Here is a 21,151-nt window from a genome sequence, read left to right on the forward strand (position 1 = left end):
TTGCAACCTTTCTCACATGGAGCTGACAAAATGAAACCATGGACACGTCAGCCACGGAGCAAAGCATGAAACAGTTTTCCCCAATCCCCCTCAGTGCTTGTGAAATCGCAAAATGGGCATTCACAACCCGCCGCGTTGATCGGTCGGATGTTCACGGCCTCAGCACTCAGATGAGCAACGCAAAAGCAGGTGATCTGATTCTCTGCGAGATCGTCGAGATCGGGCACCACAAGAAAATACAGCTGGCCGAGCGGCGTGTTTCGACCAGCTATCCGGGCGATTTTGTTGTTTTGTGCCTGGGTGATCGCTATGCGCCAGACCAGTTTCTTGCCAGCGCCGTTGTCGACAATGATCTCATCGATCTGGTTGCGGGCGGCGGTGTAGCGGGCCGGGTGGATGCCGCGCATATCCGTATGGAGGACCCCACAAGGTTGAAACCTCTCGGTCTTCTGACCAACGCTAAAGATCAAGTAATCAACATCGCGGATTACGCCTTGCCCCAGTTGCCTGCCAATGACCGGGTCACTGTCATCGGCGTTTTTGGGGCATCAATGAACTCCGGCAAGACAACAGCTGCATCAAGCCTGGGCCATGGCTTGATGCGTGCGGGGTATTCTGTGGCAGGTGTCAAAGCCACAGGCACCGGCGCCTTTGGCGATTTCAATAGTTTCGAGGATGCAGGCGCGGCTGCGCTTGATTTTACGGATGTAGGAATGGCGACAACCTATCGGATGTCGTTGGAGAAGATCGAAACCGGCTTTGACACGCTGATAGCTACAGCCGCATCGCGAGGGGCCGAAGTGGTGGTTGTAGAAATCGCAGACGGCGTGTTCCAACAGGAAACACGCGCAATCCTTAAATCCTCGCGCATTCGGGATCGTCTGGACGGTATCCTGTTTGCAGCGCCAGATGCGCTGAGCGCATTAGGCGGTGTAACCGTGCTAAAACGGGTTGGGCTAAGCCCATTTGCGATTTCCGGGAAGGTAAGTTGCTCACCCCTCGCCTCAGCCGAAGCGCTTGAAGCTACCGGGTGCCCGATCCTGTCGCGTGAAGACCTTTGGTCACCTCCAATGATCGCCCAACATGTTGCCCCCCTGATGCGGCACGAACCAGAGAACGTGGCCGCATGACCCCCCTCCCCAGACTGGCCACTCGGGACCGCATCATCGATGCGGTCCTCGTGGCATCAAGCAGCGTCATTCAAGCGATTGCACTAGCCTTTGCTGCTTTCGCAACGCGAGACGCGTTTGGGGCGATTCACGCGGGACATGCGCTTGCTATCGAGACTGTAGCGCAATTGGCCGTCTCTGGTATGGTCACTGCCTCGTGTTTGTTTCTGTCTCAATATCGCGCGGAAGCGCTCGGCCAAAGCTATGCGATCTCATTGCGGCGCGCGCTCTATCAGCAGATCGCACAACTTCCCAAATCACGCCATGAGAGACGCCGGGTCGGCGCGCTGTCCTTAAGGTTTGTTGGTGATTTGTCAGCAGCCCGGCTGTGGTTTGGACGTGGTTTACCGAGCGTCTGCTCTGCAACAGTTGTGATCCCGGGTGCGGCATTCATTCTTTACAGTCTTGATCCCGCGCTTGCGGTCCGTGGCCTGGCAGCGCTCGGTTTGTCGCTACTGCTGGCAGCGACAATGGCCTGGCATCTTGAGCATAGGCACCGAAGACTGCGCCGGCGCCGGGCCAACATTGCAATCTCCATGATCGAACGGATTGCGATTGCCCCCGAGCTCGATCTGATGGGTCGCACAGACCACGAGTTGAAAAAGCTAGGCACGCAAGGTGCGTCACTGCGCAATGACGCGCTGGCGCGCCGCGGTCGCGTGGTCAGCCTTCAGACGCTTCTGCAATTGGGTATGGCATTCGCGAGTCTCTTTATGCTTTGGCAAGCCGGCCAAACAGACATTGCACCTGCAATCGTTGCGGCCTGTCTTGCGGTGATGGCGCTGATCGCTCTGCCACTGCAGAACCTCGCCAGTGCATGGGATTATTACTGCGCTTGGCGCGTCGCGCGCGAGAAAGCTCATCGGCTACTTTCGGAACCGACGGTCAAGCGTGGCGTCGCAAAGCAGACCAATGCCATGGTCATTGACGTCACCGGGAAGATTGACGGAACGCCTGTCACATTCGTTGCCAGACCGAACAGGATCTCAGAGTTGACGGGGCCAAGTGCCAGCAAGCTCGCGCGATGTATCGCGGGCTTTGACACTTATGAGGGCATCGCAGTTCGTTATGGTGATCAGCAAGCCCCACCAAGATTCGCTTTCATCGGAGACGTCCATATCGGGCTTCAGGGCAGTTTACGCCGATCCGCAACCTTGATGTGCCGGAAACGCCCCAGTGATCGCAGGATCGCGAAAGTGTTAGGGCAATTTGGTCTAACCGACCTACTTAAGGCCACAGAAGGTCTCGACCAGCGCATTGCGGAGAACGGCCAAGGGTTGACCTCTGATCAGACTTTGCGGCTGGATCTTGCGCGCGCTGTTCTGGGCAAGGCCGAAGTTGTCGTGATCGCCTCAATCAGATGGACGGCCTGCCTACATCACAAGGCTGAACTGCTCGCGACGTTTCAAAAGCTTTCCTCGGCAACGATCATATTGGCCGATGCCTCTGTACCTTCTAATATTCATGAGAACTCAAAGGTCATTTGATATGCGCTCCTCCACCCTGTTTGGAATATACGCTGCTGTTCTTGTCGGGTTTCTGGGTGGGCTTGCGGGGCTGACCCTCTACAGTTTGGAAAAAACCCGCTGGTGGGCTGCCCGGATATTGTTGGCCCAAGAGTCCTACGGGCTCCATCTCCGGCTTGAGGCAGACCTTTACCGCCTGTTCAAACAGCATGGCGACACGCTTCTCATCGGGGATCGGGATGACGGTGCTCGGGAAGCAGAGCTACAGGTCAAAATCGCGCAAACTCTTGAAGACATACGAAATGTCATTGCGCACGAAATCCAGATAGTTGGTGACGAGGAAATCGAAGAACTGGAACTGCTCGATCAGATTGAAGATGATATTGAATCCGTGAACGCAGCCATCGCCAGCCTCACGGCAGAAGGCAGCCCGATTGAAACCTTTGTTCGTATCGAACGCCTGGCAGCCCTTCTGGATGGGGATATCGATGACGAACTTGACCGAAAAATCAAATCCGCGCTCGACGAAGAGATCGAGGAAGTTGAAGAAGTTCTGACCGAGGCCGCAATTTTCCGGGAATGGAACAAACGATTGGTCTATATGATTGTCGCGGCTGCAATCGGTGCGCTTCTGGTGGCACTTGTGTCGTTCAATCGTCAGATCAGAAAGCCGTTGATCCGACTTGCCGAAGGTATCGGCCACCTGCGCAGGGCCGATTACTCCGAGCCTGTGAGGCTTGGTGGCAGTCGCGAATTCAGGGAACTCGGTACCGTTCTGAATAGCGTGGCCGAAGGTTTGGCCGCACGTGAAGCCAGCCGTGCGGAACAAAAAAGACAACTTGAGCAAACCGTCGCGGCAAGAACGTTCGAGCTTCAGCAACTCATCGACAAACTTGAAACCGGGGAAGAGAACCGCAAACAGCTAATGGCCGATATCAGCCACGAATTACGCACACCGCTGGCGATCATACTTGGAGAGGCCGATGTTACATTAAGGACATCCGACAAACTGTCAGAAGAGGTCTCTGACTCCCTCGCCCGCATCCGAGATTCTGCAAAGCACACCAATCAGATCGTCGACGATATGCTGACTGTGGCAAGGTTCGAGGCCGGTCAGCTTCGCCTTGATCGCAGGAAGACCGACCTGCGAAAGATACTGCACGATGCGGTCGCTATGTTCCCTGAGCCGGTTGAGGTTGAAACGCCCAAGGACAAAGTTCTCGCTTCGGTCGACGAAGTTCGCCTGCGCCAATCCCTTCTGGCATTGCTGCAAAACGCCCGGCGCTATGGCGGTCCTACGATTGAGGCCAAGCTAGATGAAGGCCTTGCCTCTTGCTCGATTGCGATCGAGGATGATGGGCCCGGTTTAAGCGCTGCAGAAAAGTCCCAAGCATTCAATCGCTTCTATAGGGGTTCGAACGCCTCGGGTCAGGGGATCGAGGGCAGCGGCCTCGGCCTTCCGGTCGTAAAATCAATCGTCGAGGCCCACGGCGGAACCGTTGAACTTCAGGACCGTCAACAGGGTGGTTTGAAAATTGTCCTGACACTTCCCAAAGGCCCCCGGATGAAAATTGTGCAAGCTGATACGTGGCGAGAGACAGGCTGATGTTATTTTGTTTTTCTGAATTTCTGTCTTCAGAGCCTAGCAAGCCATATTCCCTTCGGCATTGCGATGGATTGATGCAGCTAGTGAGTTGAGGCCTGGCATGAATATTCTACTTGTCGAAGACGAGGTACGCGTTGCAGACTTCATCCGTCGCGGTTTGTCCGCAGAAGGATGGACCGTCGATCACGCCTCAAGTGGGGAAGATGCGCTAGAACACGCGACCGCAGGCGAATACGATGTCATCCTTTTGGATCTAATGCTGCCCGGAATTCAAGGGCAGGATGTCTGCCGCAAGTTGCGCGCCCGTAAATCCAAAATCCCCATCCTGATGCTAACCGCATTGGACAGCCCCGAAGAACGGGTCGAAGGATTGAAAATTGGCGCTGACGACTATCTTCCGAAACCATTTGATTTCGACGAACTCATAGCGCGCGTTGAAGCCCTGCACCGGCGCGCCAACAATTACGCCAGCGATCTTGGGGAGGCCGTCATCACGTGCGGAACCCTAAGCTTCGACCGGCGGTCTCTCCACGTGTCCGTAGCTGGTGAAGAGGTGCAGCTGTCCAAAAAAGAACGCGATCTTCTTTTGCTGTTTCTGACCAATGTAGGTCGTGTCCTGTCACGAGAGCGTATCCTAAACTCCGTATGGGGCATGAACGAAGATCCATTAACCAACGTCGTCGATGTTTACGTTGGCCGCCTAAGGCGCAAAATTGGAAGCGAGGGTCAGCGGATCGTTACGCTTAGAAATGTTGGGTATAGGATGAGTTGACTAGCACACAGAGAACTTAGTCTGTAGGTTAGTTGGCCGCGACAAATTCAGTATTGTAGAAGATGGTCACTTTCTGTTCTTAGCCGACATTCCCGGCATTCTGACGGGCTAAGACATTGCCCCCCTCGATTGGACCCATCGCCGCCTTGCAAGAAGAAAGCGCAAAATGTGGCGGGTCAGACAACTTTCGTTGGCGCTACGCAATACTCTCCTGCCCTCCCCAAAGGCTGCCGTGACAGCTCTGTTCAGGCATCAGTACCTGATGCAGCGTTTCTTGACCGATCTCGCCATCTTCCGCCAGCAGACCTTTCATTTGGGGGACATACGTGACGGCATAGAGGATTTTTGTGAAGCGATCTTTGGTTGAGTGGTCAGCTAATCATCGAGCCCAACGCCCATTGCTTCAATTCACCTTCTGGCGGCCATTGATCCTGCCTGCAGAGAAGAGTGTGAGGGAGCCAGAACGGCCCATCATACTCTGGACAAAAATGCAGCTCTGATAGATTCCTTCATTGCGTCTAGAGGCCTATGCTCTTTTGGATTACTTGATGCCATCACCAGCTTGGAGGCAGGAGTAGCCTCAAAGCCCAGCCCCTCGTTGACCACGGATAGCCCGATGTGAAGCGACGACCGGCCCAGCAGGCCAACCGCGATCCCTGCCTCTACCGCGGCAATCACGCCAGAAACGCTTTGGCTCGAATAGACGATACGGTATGGCTTTCTGCGGGCTTGTAACGAACTGATTGCAGCGTCGCGCCACCAACACGCTTCATCGAAAAGGGCCACTGGTAGGACTTCATCGGCTGAAAAATCCCGATGTGCCGAAGACACCCAACAAGTCGGGTCTTCATAGAGGAGTTCCTCAAAACCAGATGGAGTTTCGACCTCGTAAACCGCAAGGTCCAACAGCTCTTTGTCGAGCGCATCAGGAAAATGTGCGCTCAAGGCGCAGGTGACCTCCAGTTCGACTTTAGGATGATGACTGGTAAACGCCGCAATAATCTTCGCGAGTTTGGCGCGCCCTTGATCGTCGGGTATGCCCAAGCGTAGTTTTCCGCTCACAGAATTGTGGGAAATCTCCCGCTGTATCGCGTCAAGGCGGGCCGTCACGTCTTTCGCAACGAACAGCAACGTCTGCCCCGCATCGCTCAACACAACCCCGCGACCATGCCGATCAAAAACAGGGCGGCCCAGAATGGACTCCAGGCGTTTGATCTGAAGGCTCGTTGCAGATTGGGACCGGTGGATACGAGCTGCTCCATCCGTGACGCTACCGGCCTCAGCAACGGCGACGAAGGTTCGCAAAAGATCGCTATCCAGATTTTCCATCTATTTTTCCAATATCTGAAATTGAAACTATTCGTTTCAAAGATGGCTCGTGCCACTCTAGTTTTCAAGTTCAAAGGAATAGGCAATGTCCGATCAAACCGCTGCCCATCGACCATCTACCCGGAAAAACCTGATGTGGGGCGTTTCTCTGGTGCTGTTGTCGGGTATCTGTCTTGTTTGGCCGGAACAAGCGGCAAACGCTGCAAAGTTTGTCGTCTTGGGCTTGATTGTCGTCGCCCCAATCGTCATTCCGGGTATCATCCTTGCGGCCTGGATCATTGCCAGCAGCGCGGACACTCATATTGCTGCTGCCTTTGAGGGCAGGACATTTCGATCGGTGTTGGCCGCGTCGCTGATCGGAGCTGTTACGCCCGTCTGCGGTGTTACCGTGTTGCCGTTAATGGCTGGGTTGCTGGCTGCGGGTGTACCGCTTGCACCGATCATGGCATTCTGGCTGTCTTCTCCGATAACGGACCCGGCGATGCTCGCGACCACCGCCGCAACATTGGGTCTGAGCTTTGCGATTGGCAAAACTCTTGCAGCTTTCGGATTGGGTGTATTCGGGGGCGCGATTACGGGGCTATTTTCCAGGGCGCCTTGGGCAATGATTGCGCTTCGCGATAATGATCTCGCTCGCCAACTGAGTGCTGCGAGATGCGGCGAAGGTCAGCCGTTTGATCCCTGGGTATGGCGGTCTGAAGCGAGACGACGTTCCTTCGGCAAACAGTACTGGGCAACCAGTCGGCTTATCCTAATTTGCCTGATACCGGCGTTTACAGCCGAGTACGCCCTGAACACGGCACTGACGCCTGGATCGCTGGCAGTATATGTCGGGGAAGACAAATGGTGGGCCATACCCGCCGCTGTCTTCATTGGTGCCCCAGCCTATATCGACGGGTACGCGGCACTCCCACTGACGCGAGGGCTGATCGACAACGGCATGTCCGAAAGCGCAGCGATGGCTTTCCTTGTATCGGGTGGCGTAGTCAGCATCTGGGGTGCAATGGCCATCGCACCGGTGCTCAAACTGAAGCCGTTCATGCTATATCTGCTGCTTGCTGTTCTTGGCTCGATTGGAGCGGGGTATGTCTTTGGGTGGATCGTCTAGACGTCATAGTCCCAACGTCGGTTTCGTCCGAATTGCGGTCGTGGCGGTTTGGCACCACAAATGGCTGGTTTCGCAACCATTGGGTGACTTGCCGCGCCATACCCAACCACTAACGTCGCTGAAGCGGTTTTATGTGACGCGATCTCTGGTTGAGTGATGGCCGTTCATTGGAGCGAGTACAAAAGACTGCCTCGCGGACAAACCGGACTTGTGCACACGCGGTTTTTGCTGACGCAGCGATTGTTCGCACATGCGGCAGTATGATTGCCGCTGCGCAGCGGTGGGTCGTCAAACCGGTCATTCAGCGTAATTGCGATACCCAAATTTCAACCGTTTTCGCTGCTGCCACGTCAAACAACCTAGACAAGCAACGGAGCCGCCTTTCGCTTATATGGCGATTGTCGACGCAGAAATTTCACACGGCCGCGGCACGCTATTATTGCAACGCAGCGTGCATCGCTGATCCAGCCATCCCTGGGTGTGGCTTGTCTGACTAGGTAGACTAGTCATACTTTTTCAATCCAAGCTTTTGAAATCGAAAATGTTATTAAACGGCTAATCAAAAACGAAAAGCAGCCACCCCTATCGGGGTGACTGAAGTCGGGGAGATTTACGATCTATGCTTTAGAAAGATCAGGTGCCGCCAAAACATGCGGCGTATTGTATGCTTCGAGGTCCAATTGATCTTCGGACTTGGCGATCAGAACGGTGCACGCCGCGTCCCCCGTGACGTTGAGCGATGTCCGCGCCATGTCGAGAATACGGTCGATACCCGCAACGATTGCAACGCCTTCCAGCGGCAGCCCAACCGATGTCAGAACCAGCGACAGCATGACAAGACCAGCGCCGGGAACGCCGGCGGTTCCGATCGAGGCAAGCGTCGATGTCAGGATGATGGTGATGTATTCGGACATGCCCAAGTCAACGCCGAACGCCTGCGCGACAAAGAGTGCAGCAACACCTTGATACATCGCCGTGCCGTCCATGTTGATGGTAGCACCAAGAGGAAGCGTGAAGCTGGCAACCGAACGATTTACGCCCAGGTTTTTCTGAACTGCGGTCATGGTGACCGGCAGCGTCCCCGAGGAAGACGTGCTGGTAAAGGCCACGATCTGAGGTTCAACGATGCCCTGGAAGAACCGCACCGGGTTCAGACGGCCAAGGAATGTAACCAGACCACCATAGACGAACAATGCGTGTAGGATGCAGCCAATGTACAGTGCCGCAATGATCGTACCCAACGGAAGAAGAAGATCCAGACCGTAAGTGCCTGCAACCCAAGCCATCAGGGCGAAAACACCGTAGGGTGCGAACGATATGACGATTTCCGTCAGTTTGAGGATGACCGAATTCAGGGCTTCAAAGAAATCCCGGATCGGTTTTCCCGCGTCCCCAACAAGGTTGATAGACAGGCCGAACATGATGGCGAAGAAAATGATCTGCAGCACTTTACCGTCAGCCGCTGCCGCAATTGGGTTTTTGGGCACGATCGCGATAAGCTGATCAATGAATGGTGGTGCAGTTTTTGCTTCCATCGCAGCGGCGGCGCCTAGGTCGATGCCTACACCAGGCTGGAAAAGTGTCCCAAGAAGAAGCCCGATGGCAATCGCGAACGCAGTTGTGCAGAGATAGAAGACGACCGATTTAAGGCCGATCCGGCCCATACGCGCCATGTCGCTGACCGAGGTCATACCGCAAACCAGCGATACAAAGATCAGCGGTACGATCAGCATTTTGATCAGCGAAAGGAACAATGTCCCGATGTACTTGATCGTTGTTGCAAATTGTTCGTTGCCGGTTGTGTTCAAAATGACACCGACGATGACCCCAAGAACAAGGGCGATAACGATTTGCTTCCACAGAAGCAGGTTTCTCCAGGGCGCGAGAAACCCTGTTTTTTGATTTGTGGTTTCCATGATTACCTCCCTTTCCACTGGGCAGTCGGTATGTCGAACTGCGAGCAATCATGTATTCTTTAACAGCCTAGTGATCGGCCTTACGCCCCAAATGGAGAAACGGCGTTGCAAGTTTTGCAACGCCGTTTCTCAACAGTCAAAAGCACTTGAATTTACGTACTCGCTAACTGCACGCATTTGCGGGCGAGCACATCTGTCGGATCGACTGACAATGCGGCCAATCTCGGGTCACTGGCATCGACAATCAAAGGAAGCTCTGTGCATCCCAGAATGATTGCTTCTGCCCCATTTGCGACCAGATGCCCGAATGCCTGCGCTATCTGCTCGACACAAAGCCCGTCAGTGTATCCGGCTTTCACCCCCTGCGGCCCATAGATGGAGTCCATGACCAAAGCCTGATGGGTTTCGTCCGGCAAAATCGACTGCAGGCCAGCGTTTGAGAGCGCTTGCTGATACAGGCCGCTATGGATGGTTCCGTTTGTTGCCAGGATGCCCACACGTCGACTTTCTGGCGATTGTTCGGTGATGTAGTCCGCTGTGGTGGAAAGAATGCTGACAATCGGAATATCCAGGTGACGCTGAATGCGATCCACATAAGCATGGGCAGTGTTGCACGGGATGGCGATCATATCAGCGCCGCCCCGTTCCAGCTTTTTGCAGGTGGAATAGAGAGCCACTGTGGGATCTGTGCCATTGCTGACCAGGTTCTCGGTACGATCAGGGATTTGCGGATTTTGTTCGACCAGAACTTTGATGTGATCCTGATCTCGCGACGCTTCGGTCGCCCCCACAAGCTTACCCATAAAATCTACGGTTGCAGCTGGCCCGACGCCGCCAACGATTCCCACTTTGAACTTGTGGTGCCGGTCGACCTTGGTCGCGTCCAATGCGTGCCGTGCATACGCAGCAGCCGTGTCGACAGCGGCCATTCCTTCAGGGATCGTGAGTTGATCCAACAGCAGCGGCAACTCCGTCATGCCTGGAACAAAAACTTCCGCCCCTTGCTTTGACAGGTCGTCAAGGGCCTGATCGATCGGAGATATAATCTCAGGCCCCCTGTTTCCTGACTTGAAGCCGCCCACACCATAGATCGCCTTCATCACACTCATTTCCAGTTCAGTAGACGGGTAAATGACCGAAACGAGGTCGCCAAACAGCGCTTCAAATAGCCCGCTCTTTCGGACGAAAGGCGTTGTCAGCACTCCAATCCTTGATGGCGCAGACGGTAGTCCATCAATGGCGTTTTTGATGGCGTCGGTCATGCTGATCAGCTTGATTTCAAGCTCATCCTCCAGTTCCTGCAAAAAGCAATGGGTGATAAAGCACGGCAGCAGAGCTGCGTGACACCCCTCCCGCTCCATTTTTGCCAGAGTATCAAACACATACAGCTTTCGATGCGTGGGATTATAGGCACTTTCCATTGGCGCAACGGGCTCGCGCATCGGTTTCTGTTCGAAGATCAACTCGCGATGGTCACCTTCGGATTTGACCGGGGTCGATTCCACGATCCGGTAGAGCAAATCAGCCCCCGACAGCGCGCCAAGCCCACCGACGATACCAAGGCGTAGAGTTCCGGTTTGTTTCATTCGACAATACTCGCTTGGCCAAAGTTCAGATGCGACAGCGCGATCGCAGCCTGTTCGCTAGGCAGCACTGGCTCAGCTGCTGCTTGCAGGCTCAGACCGTTCGCCTGAGCATGTTTTGCAAGTTTTGTTGCCGCCTCATATCCAATGATCGGCGCCAGTGCGGTGACATGTACAAGGCTGTTTTCAAGCAGGGCCTGGCAACGCTCTTCATCTGCAACGATGCCATCCACGCATCGGGCTGAAAGGACGTTCATTGCGTTCGTTAAAGATCCCATCGTTTCCAGAACCTTGTGGATGATGACGGGTTCCATGGCATTCAGCTGAAACTGTCCTGCCTCGGCGGCCATTGTAACGGTGAGGTCATTTCCGATCGCCTGATAGCAAACCTGATTTACGACTTCCGGGATCACGGGGTTCACTTTGCCAGGCATGATCGACGACCCGGCCTGCACCGCCGGTAGAATAATCTCACCAATTCCGGCACGCGGGCCAGACGACATCAGGCGCAGGTCGTTGCAGACCTTCGACAGTTTGATGCTGACTCTCTTGAGTGTGCCTGAGAACATGACAAATGCTCCAAGGTCAGAGGACGCTTCAATAAGATCTGCAGCGAGCGACAAGGGCTCACCCGAAATATCCCGCAGATGGGCGACGGCTGTTTCACCAAATTTAACTGGCGCGTTAATACGCGTTCCAATCGCTGTACCGCCCAAGTTTACTTCGGTCAGCAGGCGCGACAAGTCGCTTAAGCGATCCACATCTTCGTTTATTGTCGTCGCAAATCCCCGGAATTCGGCCCCTAGAGACATTGGAACAGCATCTTGCAGCTGGGTGCGTCCGACCTTCATGATGTGGTCAAACTCCGCAGCTTTTGCCATCAGAGATTTACTAAGAGAGTGCATCGCTTCAATGAGCGGGCTGATCCGGGCCAGAACTGCCAACCGGATCGCAGTCGGGTAGACGTCATTTGTGGACTGAGAGCGGTTTACATCATCGTTTGGATGAAGGTGGCGGTATTCACCAAATTGTAGCCCTAATTTCTGTAGCGAAAGATTCGCAATAACTTCGTTGGCATTCATATTAGTGGATGTGCCTGCGCCTCCTTGCATAACGTCGACAACGAAGTGTTCGTGATGCTGACCCTCCAGGATTTCATCACAAACCGCGACGATGGCATCAGCTTTTTGGTCGGCAAGCTCTCCAAGCTGCTTGTTAGCAAGCGCGCAGGCCTTTTTGACCGCCGCCAGCCCTGTAATCAGTTCGGGATAATGACTGATCGCAACCCCCGTGATCGGGAAGTTCTCCAATGCGCGCTGGGTCTGACACCCCCATGCAGCAGCCTGCGGAATACTGATTGCACCCAGGCTGTCCGTTTCGGTTCGAGTTGTGGTCATCCAACGGCCTTTCGCTTGAAATCTTATGTGCCGAAATAGAGCGGTCACATCCCCGATGTGGATTGGGGTTGCTCCGCAAGCTAAGATTTCGACTGTTGCAGCGCCAACGCTATTGGCGCATCATCATTGCAAAACTTGCAACAGCATATGGCCTTATGACGATGCCACCAGAAAGAACCTGACATGGAGATTGATTGGCTTGAAGATTTTCTGGCCCTTGCGACCGCCGGTGTCTTTGCAAGGGCGGCTGATGCCCGCAACATCAGTCAATCCGCCTTCACCCGGCGCATCAAGAACCTGGAGCACTGGGCTGGTACCCCATTGTTTGACAGAAGCGTTCACCCGGTAGAACTCACCGCTGCGGGCAAGGCGTTCCGACAGACCGCAATTGATACGGTAAGTGCACTGACCCTCACAAAGGACGACATCCGCAGCCTGTCGCGCCGCGAAGCCGATACCCTGGACTTTGTGGCCCTGCATACACTGGCGATCTCATTCTTTCCGGCTTGGCTGGGCAAGATGACAGACTACCTTGGCCCTGTAAAAACACGGCTGGTTGCCGAGAATTTTTCCGGTTGCGCCGAGGCTATTCTCAATGGCAGCGCAGACTTCATGCTGTGCTATTCACATCCTTCTGTGCCGACAATATCGGATGAAGCCCGATACCCTTCAACGACAATTGCCAAGGATAAAATTATCGCTGTCAGCGCTGTGAATTCCAGAAACGAACCTGTGTTCAGCTTGGATGAACCGGGCGAAGTACCTTACCTGTCTTATCCGCCCGACACTTTCCTAGGGCGCATATCACAAGTCTGCCTGAAGCGTGGCAACCTACAGGATACCCTGTCCCCGACCTATGAAAACTCTGTTGCTGAGGCGCTCAAATCGGCGTGTTTTGAAGGGCATGGCGTTACGTTTCTCCCAGAAGTTTCTGTGAAACGCGAACTGGCTGAAGGCAAACTAACGAAGGTGAGCAAGCCAGGTTTCGAAGTTGAGATATACGTCAAACTCTATCGTTCAATCGAACGATCCAGACCGCAACTGGAACGGTTCTGGAGGCTCAGCCAAAAGCAACAGTAGCTCCGATCTCATAGCGCTGCTTCTGCGATTTCAAAATCGACACTTGAGTTTTTGGCCAATGTCCAAAAGCGCTCGACAGCAGGGCGGCTTGTTTGCATGTTACGAAAGAGCTTGATCGGCATCTGATGCTCTGCATCGGGATGGCTGATCCGCACAAGAGTTCCATCGTCAAGCTGGGGTTTGATGGCCATCTCGGGAAGCCAGGCAACGCCTAGCCCCTCAAGGCATGCCGCCTTTTGCGCCTCGGCAACCGAGTTTTCGCTTTGCGTGTCCAGCCTGTCAGCCAAATCGGCCCGTTCAATCACGTCTCGGCTTAGACGACCGAGAAAACTCTCCGAGGGGTAGGACAAAAAGGGTAGACGACCCTTCTGGTCAAAGTGAAATAGCGCTGTGCCGTCTGTATCGGCGCGGGAGACAGCAACCAGACAATCATCAGAGACCGTGATGGATGGGTACCACGAATTTTCGGTCAGTACCGCCATTGAGGGGTGGTCATAGCTTAGCATGAAGTCAACGTTGCCAGCCGTCAGTGTCTCAACACAATCTGAAAAATTATCCACGACGAAATTGGTCCTGACCGGGCCGATGGATTTGGATATTCTCCTGATCCAAGAAGGAACAAATGATATAGAGATCGTGTGCAGAACCGAAAACTTCAGCACTTCTCCGGCAACGCCTGAAAGCTGAGTCAGCTCTGCTCGAGCCTGTTGCAACGCGCTGAGTGTTTGACACGCCGTCGAACGAAACGACTCTCCTGCTGATGTCAGTACGACCGGGTGAACACTGCGGTCAAAAAGCGGAGCGCCAACCCAGTGTTCCAGATTTTTGATACGTCTTGTGAATGCAGATTGGCTGACTCTGCGGCTATGGGCGGCCTTTGCGAAAACACCCGCCGTGGCTAGGGCGAGAAAATCTTCCAGCCAATCAATTTCCATAGGTCTGCTCCATAGATCACAAGTAATTGTAACCGTTGGCAAGGGAAGGATGAGTTGCAAACATTGCAATCGTGTTGCGAAGAACACCGAATGCGTTTTGGCGTCCTTCCGTTTGGACCCTGACCAAAGACGTGTATTGCGCAAAGGCCGGTACCAATTGAGCTAAGAATTCCACTTTTCCACACGCCAACGGCAGCGGTGCTCTCCGTATTGCAGCACCGAGCTATTAGCTTTTTTGGAAAAACCACAGTGCGCCCACTCACAGCAGATTTTGAACACTTCGGCTAAATGGCAGCGTTTCCCGTCGCCTTGCAGCAGTGCCACACTCGCGCTTGCGGCAATTTTCTTGCTGCGAGCGCTGGCAGCGAAATTCAAAGGCTTCTGCTGTGGGCTCCTTCGAGTCATTCGCCGCGTCCCGCCTAAATGTCAGGTTTTGAGTTCTCGGAGGGAAGGCCTTAGATAAAAGCCATTGGACATTGCTGAACGGGTGTTACGTGAACCACCTTCTAGTTACATCGTCACCCATCTGGGTCCTCATCGCTCCATTGTCCAATTTCGTAAACACCCTGCTTTTTCATGCGACGTATGAACGCTAGGTAGTTAACTACGCGGTCGATCTCATCCAATTCTCCAGTGGCATAGGCGACCGCAATCATCTTGAATTGGGCCTCAAGATCTTCCGCAATTTTTTCGTCTCGTCGAGCCAGGCCCTTTCCAGTCCTCAAAGAAACAGTAGTTGTTTCGTCTTCGCTCCACATCTCATCGAGATAGGCCTTTAGATTAAGCTCGGGACTATTCGCGCCCAGCTTGCCTACGGCCTCCCATATTGGTTGAAGCCGTTCAGTAAGATCTCTTCGACTGCTAGTCATGTTTCTTTACCTCGCAGTACAGCAGTTCAACGTAGTTGCCCCAATCGATAGACCGCCACTTATACCGATGAGCATGTGTCGCGGAGCATCAACCTTTCTCCGCCGCCTGCTTATCTTGGTTCCAACTGTCGTGGAGACAGTCTGTTTGGATCGAAGTTTTTCCCCCCATCGTCATTTCCCAAACCAAATCTCGTGTCTCTTTCGGGTAAGCCCGAACAAACCCAGCCTCGCAGGGGATTGTCTCAACTTCTCTGCGATCCAGTGCCGGACCCAAATGGATCGCGGCAATCTCAAACTGTTCTGCCATTTGGCCCAGCGTTACATAGTGTTTTTCAAAAGCCTGAATACTCTCTTCAGTGATGTAGTAACGATAGTGCTGCGTGTCCGGGTTTCGCAGCTTTACCTGCTTCAGGTATCCACAATCCCGCAATAGCCGAATTGACCCGATGCTAATTCTCAAGCGCGCCGCCGCATCCAGAAGCGACAGGTCGCCGGAAAACACGCGCTCCGATTTCTCCAGGATCTCAGCGCAGTCGATAAGGATTCCAGCCAACCCCTCTACGTCCGGATCTCTCCAAACGCCGGTCAGTCGGCCTGCTGCCCAATCGGCGACAACGCGAGCCAGGGCCACCCTGCTCTGTCGGCTGTACTCCGAGAGGGGCAACCTATGACGTGCCCGAGAGGCAATGCGCAGGCCTTCAAGCCTAGTCAGCAAGGTCTGTACTGAGGACGATGGAACATAGCGAAGAGACGTTCCAAAACGATAAGCTTCCAGAACATTATGCCGGATCAGTGCCTTAACATGGACCGGATGGATATTCAGCTGGACCGCGGTGGATTTGGTATTCTGCAACCCAGACCAGAAGTCGAGCACGGCAGCCAGATCCTCATGGCTGACATCTTTCATGTATGACAGGTCGCTCGCATTTATACCGCGAAGATGGGCGAGAATACCTCGCACCCGAACCTCGCCAACCCCATGTAGCTCCCGCGCGCGTTCAAGCGTGATGAGTTTGGGCGCTGAGATTTCCGTACCCAGAACTTTTGCGCCGGTCTGCAGCGGATAGTTTTCACGCACAAAATCCTGCACGCAAGCCCTTAGCACTGCTGTCGCCGGGTCCTCTTCAGTGTCTTTAAGCCAGGTGTAGAATTCGCCCATATCTGTCGTGAAATAAGACCGTTTAGAGGAAGACTGGCGCCTGGCACGCTCCAACTCAGATTTCAGGGCTTCCGGCCCACTCTTCAGAACCTCGAAACCAGCCGACATGCAAGCACGCTCTTGTTCGAAGTCCAAGCCCGAAAGGTAGACGCCCCGGTCCATAGCAATCGCCATACCTAATGTCAGAGCGGCCTGATGAAGATGCGTCAGCTCCAGCGAGTCCAACCAGTCATCAGCGACCCCAAAGTCAATTCGGCGGCTCAGGTAGGTTTCAAACGAAGATCGCCCAAGCGTTGTTGCGTCTTGAGCGGCTTCAAAGATCAGATCCTGATGATGCATCACTTGCTCAACCACGTCGTAGGTGAGATGCGCATGCGACGCATTGGGAAGCTGGAGCAACGGTACGCTATGTTTGGCACAGGTCTTGATCGGCAGCACCAACCATTCAAGAAGTTGGAACGCGTTCTCAGGACCCGACCCATCGATGACATCCACAATACACTTCGGACAGATTCGGGTGGTAGCCCGGCGGAACGAACCGGAGGTGGCAAAGGAATGCCCGACGCGGTACCGACAGGGGCCAACCAATCTGGCCGCCGCCAACTCCAACGCTTCAAGTGGCACCCCAGCCAGTTGTGACAGCCGCTCCAGCTGATCCGGATGAGCCGAGCAGATATGGGGCCATCTCAGACCCAGATCTGAGCAGAATTCCCTCGTAACACTAAGATTTCGACGTGACAGCCGGGCGACATAGGAAGCAGGCGTCTCCATGTGATGATGAGGCAGAGTGAGAGCGAGTTGTCGTTTCATTGCAACCCTCTGTCCAACGAGGGATCGCCGTGATCCAACCAGCCCATGATGGTCCTAACATCTATGCTAATGTAGTCTTGGGCAAGGAATGGGTTGAAAGCAGGTATACACCCCGACTTGCGCCGGAATGCTTCTGCAAAATGTCCAAGTCGGAGCTGGGTTTCTCCGTCGTAAAGCGCCTCTTCTATCCCACTCAGACACATTTCGATGATCATTCCAAACTCATTGCCACCTGCGTGAACCAGCCGCTTGAGAAACTCTCTCTGTTGAAGTTCAATGGAAGGTGTCAGACCAGACTTCCGAACGAACTCAGTAAAGATCTCTGTGATCTCGGGTTCGTGGGATATCCAGCTCACTGCACCCAAGTGCACAACATCTATGCGCCTTTTAAGCTGAACATCAGAATTGATCATCTCGATCAGATCGGGCGTGCCAGACAGAACAAGACCAACCGGCCAGTCCTTATCGTTCATAAGCGATTTCAGGGTGTTCACCACATCATTTCGGGTTTTGACGCCTTTGCTGATGTAGAGGTCCTGAGCCTCGTCCAGATGCACAAACAGGGTCCTTCGCAGTTGGAGAAACTGACGCACCTGCGTCCAGATGATCCCAACCGATTTGTCCCGAGCGAGCGGATATCCCAAACCGGACAGGATCGTCGTACCAACATTCTTTAGCGTCGCTGGTGACGGCACCAGTAGCCGGATCACTTCCGCCACATCCTGTCCCTCCGTTGGCAGGATCAGGTCAGTGTGATTGTCAAACAAGCGGTCTGCGGCGGTGGATTTACCACTGCCAGACGCCCCGATCAAAGCAATACCGCGGGCCTCACTGCGACTACCCAATCGGATAGCCGCTCGTCTTCGGCGCAATTGACGATCAAAAACCAGTTTGAGATCGTGGAACACCTGGTGTGAAACGAACATGTCTCTAAGACGTGCAATCTGGACGTCGATCTCATCAGATGGATCGCCAGGGAGATCAGTCATCTTCAATCCTCCATTTCGAAATCCTCGAACGATCCTCATCAGGGTTTTGCTCCCGGACAGCACTATCGTCGGAGCCTTCGTCGTCCTCGTCTGATAGCGAGATGACATGCCCGAATAGATCTGGCTCCGGCGGAAGGTCAAAGTCTTCAGGATCATCCGTTTCGATGCTTAAACCTAGGAACAGATCTTCCCTGGCCCGTCTAAGCCCTGCAGGTGTCTGACGCTTCAGGACAGCCCCGAACCTGCGTTCTTCATCGGAGGTCTTTTGGATGATGGCATGCAATGCGTCAGAGACAGTCTTCTCCTGAAGCACGGCCTCAGCCTTGTATTTAAGCCGCAGCTGACGCGCTGTCGCTTCCCACTGTTCATATGACACGGCGTCAAAGCACTTCTGCAGAGCGCGCGCCGCATACCACTTTTTCCCGATCTGAATCATGATCCAACCGAGATCGTTCAGGTCAACTTTTATTTGAACGTGACGGCGACGGTCGTGCACATAGAACTCACGAAGTACCTGGCAGTTGTAGTCGATGCCAAACAGCCTCACTCCTTTGCCAAAAACACGCCTGCGATACCTCACACCAAAGGCTTTGCGTCGGGTGGTTTCAGCGAGCTGGGGGACAATACCCATTTTCTCGGCGAGGCGTTTCCAGCAATTATTGGGGGTTTCGCCGTTCAGCCCACGGTGCGGCATGTTGTGATACACGTCCACAACGAACCTGATGAGGATTTCCATCAGCACGTCATCTGAAAGAGAAGCCATCTCTTCCGAAGGGTAATCTCCTCGCTCTTTAGGATCGGAAAATGTGCGACCGGCGAGGAGAGGCATCAGGGCCGTCCCAAAGGTTCGAAAGATACGCTCCACGCGCCCGCGCAAACGCGGTAGCCCGCCGCGAGGCGTCTCAACAACCCCATGTGCATCAAAGACCGCACTTCGAAACGCGTCGTCCACAAAAGCAACGCCAAGATCGGTCACCAGGGAACTCACCCCGCCGTAGTGATGCCAGGTCGATTTGCAGCCAGCCGCTATCGCAAGGTCCGATTTATCGCGTGTGATGTCAGACAAAAGAGCCATGGCGTCTCGGCAATTCGGCTTTTCCGCCAGTCTCATGCCCACCACACATCGCGTGGCACAGTCGATCGCGAGGTAAAGCCAACGACGCCCACGATCCAGCTTGGCGAGCTCTTCGGGACTCAAATGATCCAGCGCGCCTCGTTCAGCAAGTATCGTGATCAGATCAACGCACCATTCATCTATCTCAACACGCTCCATTGGATAGCTAGCTGTGACACCTTCCTCATAGAGCGCGAACTTGCGATTGGCGTAGTCCACGCCGTGCCTTTGGACGCATGTGAAATACGGATCAAGCTCAGAAAGTGCGCGCTCAACTTTGCGCCGCGAAGGAATTGTGAGCTCCGGCTTACCCTCCACCACTCGTTGCTTGTTCACAGTTTTGAACCGGTCCCGGCACACGTCCGCGACGTTCTTCTTGGTCAGCCTTTTCCGGGTCAAATAGGCTTCGAGGCATTCGCCCAGCAATCTCGAAGCCTCCAGGCAGAACCGCGCAGTCCGGTTGCCAGACCTATGTGTACCCGGGATCAACCCGAGCGGAGAGCCGCCTGCTTTCTCGTATCGTTTCACCCATTCTCTTAAGGTTCTTGGACTGGGAGGATCACGGAAAACGTTTTTCTTCCCGGCCCTCGGGTTCCGCCAATTGCTTTGGGCAGCCCGTGCCTGTTTGTTCACATGGGCCTCGATGGAAGGAATGACGCTCTGAAGCGAGAAATCTGTCCGCTTCGCCTCATCGACACGCTCGAACTGGTAAAACCCGTCGACCCAGGAGAAGCGCCAGACTACTTCGGATCTCACGTCATCTGGCAAGCTCGCTATTGCTTCAACACCCGCACTCATTCGCACGTCCTGGCGTTCAGGTAGATAATACCCGGGATCAAAGGTCACATCAGGTCTTTGAAGGAGGTCGGCAAATTCGTCGAATGTGAGAGACAGGTTCCTGCCAGTCTCATCAAAATCTTCGAATTGGTAACCAAAGTCGGTTTTCCGGTCTAATTTGTACTTCCGGCCGTCAACAGTCAGACGGCCAAAGACACTCACTCTGAAAGGCAGGTTCATTTTGCACCCCCCTTCGAAAGCAGAGTGTCGAGATCAATCAGGTGCTTTCTGTCGGCCGTGAGTATGTCTTCAAATATCCCAATCACAATGGTCCTGAACCCTGCGCCACCGAGCCCCAACAACTGGCACATCTCGTCGACCGTGACTGGGAAACAGACGTCGCAGGTGATGGATTTGAGATAAGCTTGATGCCCCGAATTTCTCGTCTTTGAGAACTCAACGAAACGTTGTGCGTTGAGGGCCTCTGCGCGGGAGAAATCGCGCTCTGTAACTAACACGATGTCATCGGCAAAATCCTTGCGCATCGCCGCGCGGATCTGCTGAAGCTCGCGCAAGAAATTCTTCTCCAGCACCACCTTCCACGGCTTCACTGCTATAGCCAATCGGCGACCGTTTTTTAGCTCCGCCAAGAAGTCTATGAAGTGGGTCTTCCGATTGCCTGATTGATCGCGGTAGCTGATGAATTGCGGCTGCTCCCAAACGTCGGCGACTGCAGGGTTAGCCAGCAGCAAAAAAAGCACCCGCTGTTCCAGTTTGCTTTCAAATTGAACGACCCTCGGGCAGTTTTGCCCAGGCAATTGCATAACAACACCGCCTCTGGAGCTATGCGTCGATCTCCGGGGAATACCCCGTGTCGCACGGCTGGGCTCAGGCGACATCTCACCCGTCAGTGTGAACTCTTCATCTTTCATGTCTGTGATTTGGAGCGCCGACCAGCTTGGCCTGATCGTGCCTCTCCACCTTCTTTTGGTGTTGCTTGGGCAAAGCCAAGCCACCTCATCGCCAAAAGCGACGACGAAACAGTTGACTTTGCGATCATCGCGGGGGAAGA

The 21,151-nt window shown here is 54.1% G+C and carries 16 protein-coding genes; 6 read left to right on the top strand and 10 right to left on the bottom strand.

What is annotated here, in order from left to right; all coding sequences use genetic code 11:
• The first annotated feature begins 65 nt into the window (after positions 1 to 65).
• From ACR0KJ_RS16905 to ACR0KJ_RS16920, 4 genes are all read left to right on the top strand, one after another.
• Positions 66 to 1,130, top strand: coding sequence for a hypothetical protein (locus tag ACR0KJ_RS16905; RefSeq protein ID WP_480627222.1), 1,065 nt, complete (start codon positions 66 to 68; stop codon positions 1,128 to 1,130).
• The gene (locus ACR0KJ_RS16910) at positions 1,127 to 2,656 is read left to right on the top strand and encodes an ABC transporter transmembrane domain-containing protein (protein ID WP_480627223.1); all 1,530 of its coding nucleotides are present in this window, start codon (positions 1,127 to 1,129) and stop codon (positions 2,654 to 2,656) included. Before ACR0KJ_RS16905 ends, ACR0KJ_RS16910 begins: the two co-directional genes overlap by 4 nt.
• Before the next feature lies 1 nt (position 2,657).
• Positions 2,658 to 4,241 (top strand): sensor histidine kinase, encoded by a 1,584-nt coding sequence (locus ACR0KJ_RS16915; protein ID WP_480627224.1) that lies wholly within the window; start codon positions 2,658 to 2,660, stop codon positions 4,239 to 4,241.
• 100 nt (positions 4,242 to 4,341) lie between these two features.
• Positions 4,342 to 5,013: a response regulator transcription factor gene (locus ACR0KJ_RS16920; RefSeq protein ID WP_480627225.1), complete on the top strand. Its 672-nt coding sequence runs from the start codon at positions 4,342 to 4,344 to the stop codon at positions 5,011 to 5,013.
• A 471-nt stretch (positions 5,014 to 5,484) separates the two neighbouring features.
• Here ACR0KJ_RS16920 and ACR0KJ_RS16925 read toward each other — a convergent pair whose 3' ends face one another.
• The gene (locus tag ACR0KJ_RS16925; RefSeq protein ID WP_480627226.1) at positions 5,485 to 6,342 is read right to left on the bottom strand and encodes a LysR substrate-binding domain-containing protein; all 858 of its coding nucleotides are present in this window, start codon (positions 6,340 to 6,342) and stop codon (positions 5,485 to 5,487) included.
• 85 nt (positions 6,343 to 6,427) lie between these two features.
• Between ACR0KJ_RS16925 and ACR0KJ_RS16930 the strand changes: the two genes are divergently transcribed.
• Positions 6,428 to 7,450 carry a permease gene (locus ACR0KJ_RS16930; RefSeq protein WP_480627227.1) on the top strand — a complete coding sequence of 341 codons (1,023 nt, stop codon included), beginning with the start codon at positions 6,428 to 6,430 and terminating at the stop codon, positions 7,448 to 7,450.
• A 617-nt stretch (positions 7,451 to 8,067) separates the two neighbouring features.
• Here ACR0KJ_RS16930 and ACR0KJ_RS16935 read toward each other — a convergent pair.
• The 3 genes from ACR0KJ_RS16935 to ACR0KJ_RS16945 all read right to left on the bottom strand — a co-directional run bounded on the left by ACR0KJ_RS16935 (position 8,068) and on the right by ACR0KJ_RS16945 (position 12,346).
• Positions 8,068 to 9,366, bottom strand: coding sequence for a dicarboxylate/amino acid:cation symporter (locus ACR0KJ_RS16935; RefSeq protein WP_480627228.1), 1,299 nt, complete (start codon positions 9,364 to 9,366; stop codon positions 8,068 to 8,070).
• 152 nt (positions 9,367 to 9,518) lie between these two features.
• Positions 9,519 to 10,952, bottom strand: a complete 1,434-nt coding sequence (gene cuyB / locus ACR0KJ_RS16940) for a cysteate racemase (protein WP_480627229.1) — start codon at positions 10,950 to 10,952, stop codon at positions 9,519 to 9,521.
• Positions 10,949 to 12,346 carry an aspartate ammonia-lyase gene (locus ACR0KJ_RS16945; protein ID WP_480627230.1) on the bottom strand — a complete coding sequence of 466 codons (1,398 nt, stop codon included), beginning with the start codon at positions 12,344 to 12,346 and terminating at the stop codon, positions 10,949 to 10,951. The genes cuyB and ACR0KJ_RS16945 overlap by 4 nt, the downstream gene beginning before the upstream one ends.
• Before the next feature lie 183 nt (positions 12,347 to 12,529).
• On the opposite strand from ACR0KJ_RS16945, the gene ACR0KJ_RS16950 reads away from it, so the two are divergent.
• Positions 12,530 to 13,426 (top strand): LysR family transcriptional regulator, encoded by an 897-nt coding sequence (locus ACR0KJ_RS16950; RefSeq protein ID WP_480627231.1) that lies wholly within the window; start codon positions 12,530 to 12,532, stop codon positions 13,424 to 13,426.
• Between the two features lie 8 nt (positions 13,427 to 13,434).
• Here ACR0KJ_RS16950 and ACR0KJ_RS16955 read toward each other — a convergent pair whose 3' ends face one another.
• The 6 genes from ACR0KJ_RS16955 to ACR0KJ_RS16980 all read right to left on the bottom strand — a co-directional run bounded on the left by ACR0KJ_RS16955 (position 13,435) and on the right by ACR0KJ_RS16980 (position 21,011).
• Positions 13,435 to 14,361, bottom strand: a complete 927-nt coding sequence (locus ACR0KJ_RS16955; RefSeq protein WP_480473292.1) for a LysR substrate-binding domain-containing protein — start codon at positions 14,359 to 14,361, stop codon at positions 13,435 to 13,437.
• A gap of 518 nt (positions 14,362 to 14,879) precedes the next feature.
• Complete coding sequence (locus ACR0KJ_RS16960; RefSeq protein WP_480627232.1) at positions 14,880 to 15,230, bottom strand: hypothetical protein; 351 nt, start codon at positions 15,228 to 15,230, stop codon at positions 14,880 to 14,882.
• A gap of 88 nt (positions 15,231 to 15,318) precedes the next feature.
• Positions 15,319 to 17,199, bottom strand: a complete 1,881-nt coding sequence (locus tag ACR0KJ_RS16965) for a TniQ family protein (RefSeq protein WP_480627233.1) — start codon at positions 17,197 to 17,199, stop codon at positions 15,319 to 15,321.
• Positions 17,196 to 18,188 carry an ATP-binding protein gene (locus tag ACR0KJ_RS16970; RefSeq protein WP_480627234.1) on the bottom strand — a complete coding sequence of 331 codons (993 nt, stop codon included), beginning with the start codon at positions 18,186 to 18,188 and terminating at the stop codon, positions 17,196 to 17,198. The genes ACR0KJ_RS16965 and ACR0KJ_RS16970 overlap by 4 nt, the downstream gene beginning before the upstream one ends.
• Positions 18,181 to 20,319, bottom strand: a complete 2,139-nt coding sequence (locus ACR0KJ_RS16975) for a transposase (protein WP_480627235.1) — start codon at positions 20,317 to 20,319, stop codon at positions 18,181 to 18,183. The genes ACR0KJ_RS16970 and ACR0KJ_RS16975 overlap by 8 nt, the downstream gene beginning before the upstream one ends.
• Positions 20,316 to 21,011 (bottom strand): Tn7 transposase TnsA N-terminal domain-containing protein, encoded by a 696-nt coding sequence (locus ACR0KJ_RS16980; protein ID WP_480627236.1) that lies wholly within the window; start codon positions 21,009 to 21,011, stop codon positions 20,316 to 20,318. The genes ACR0KJ_RS16975 and ACR0KJ_RS16980 overlap by 4 nt, the downstream gene beginning before the upstream one ends.
• Between the last annotated feature and the right edge of the window lie 140 nt (positions 21,012 to 21,151).

The sequence above is a fragment of the Ruegeria sp. AD6 genome, assembly GCF_056542325.1.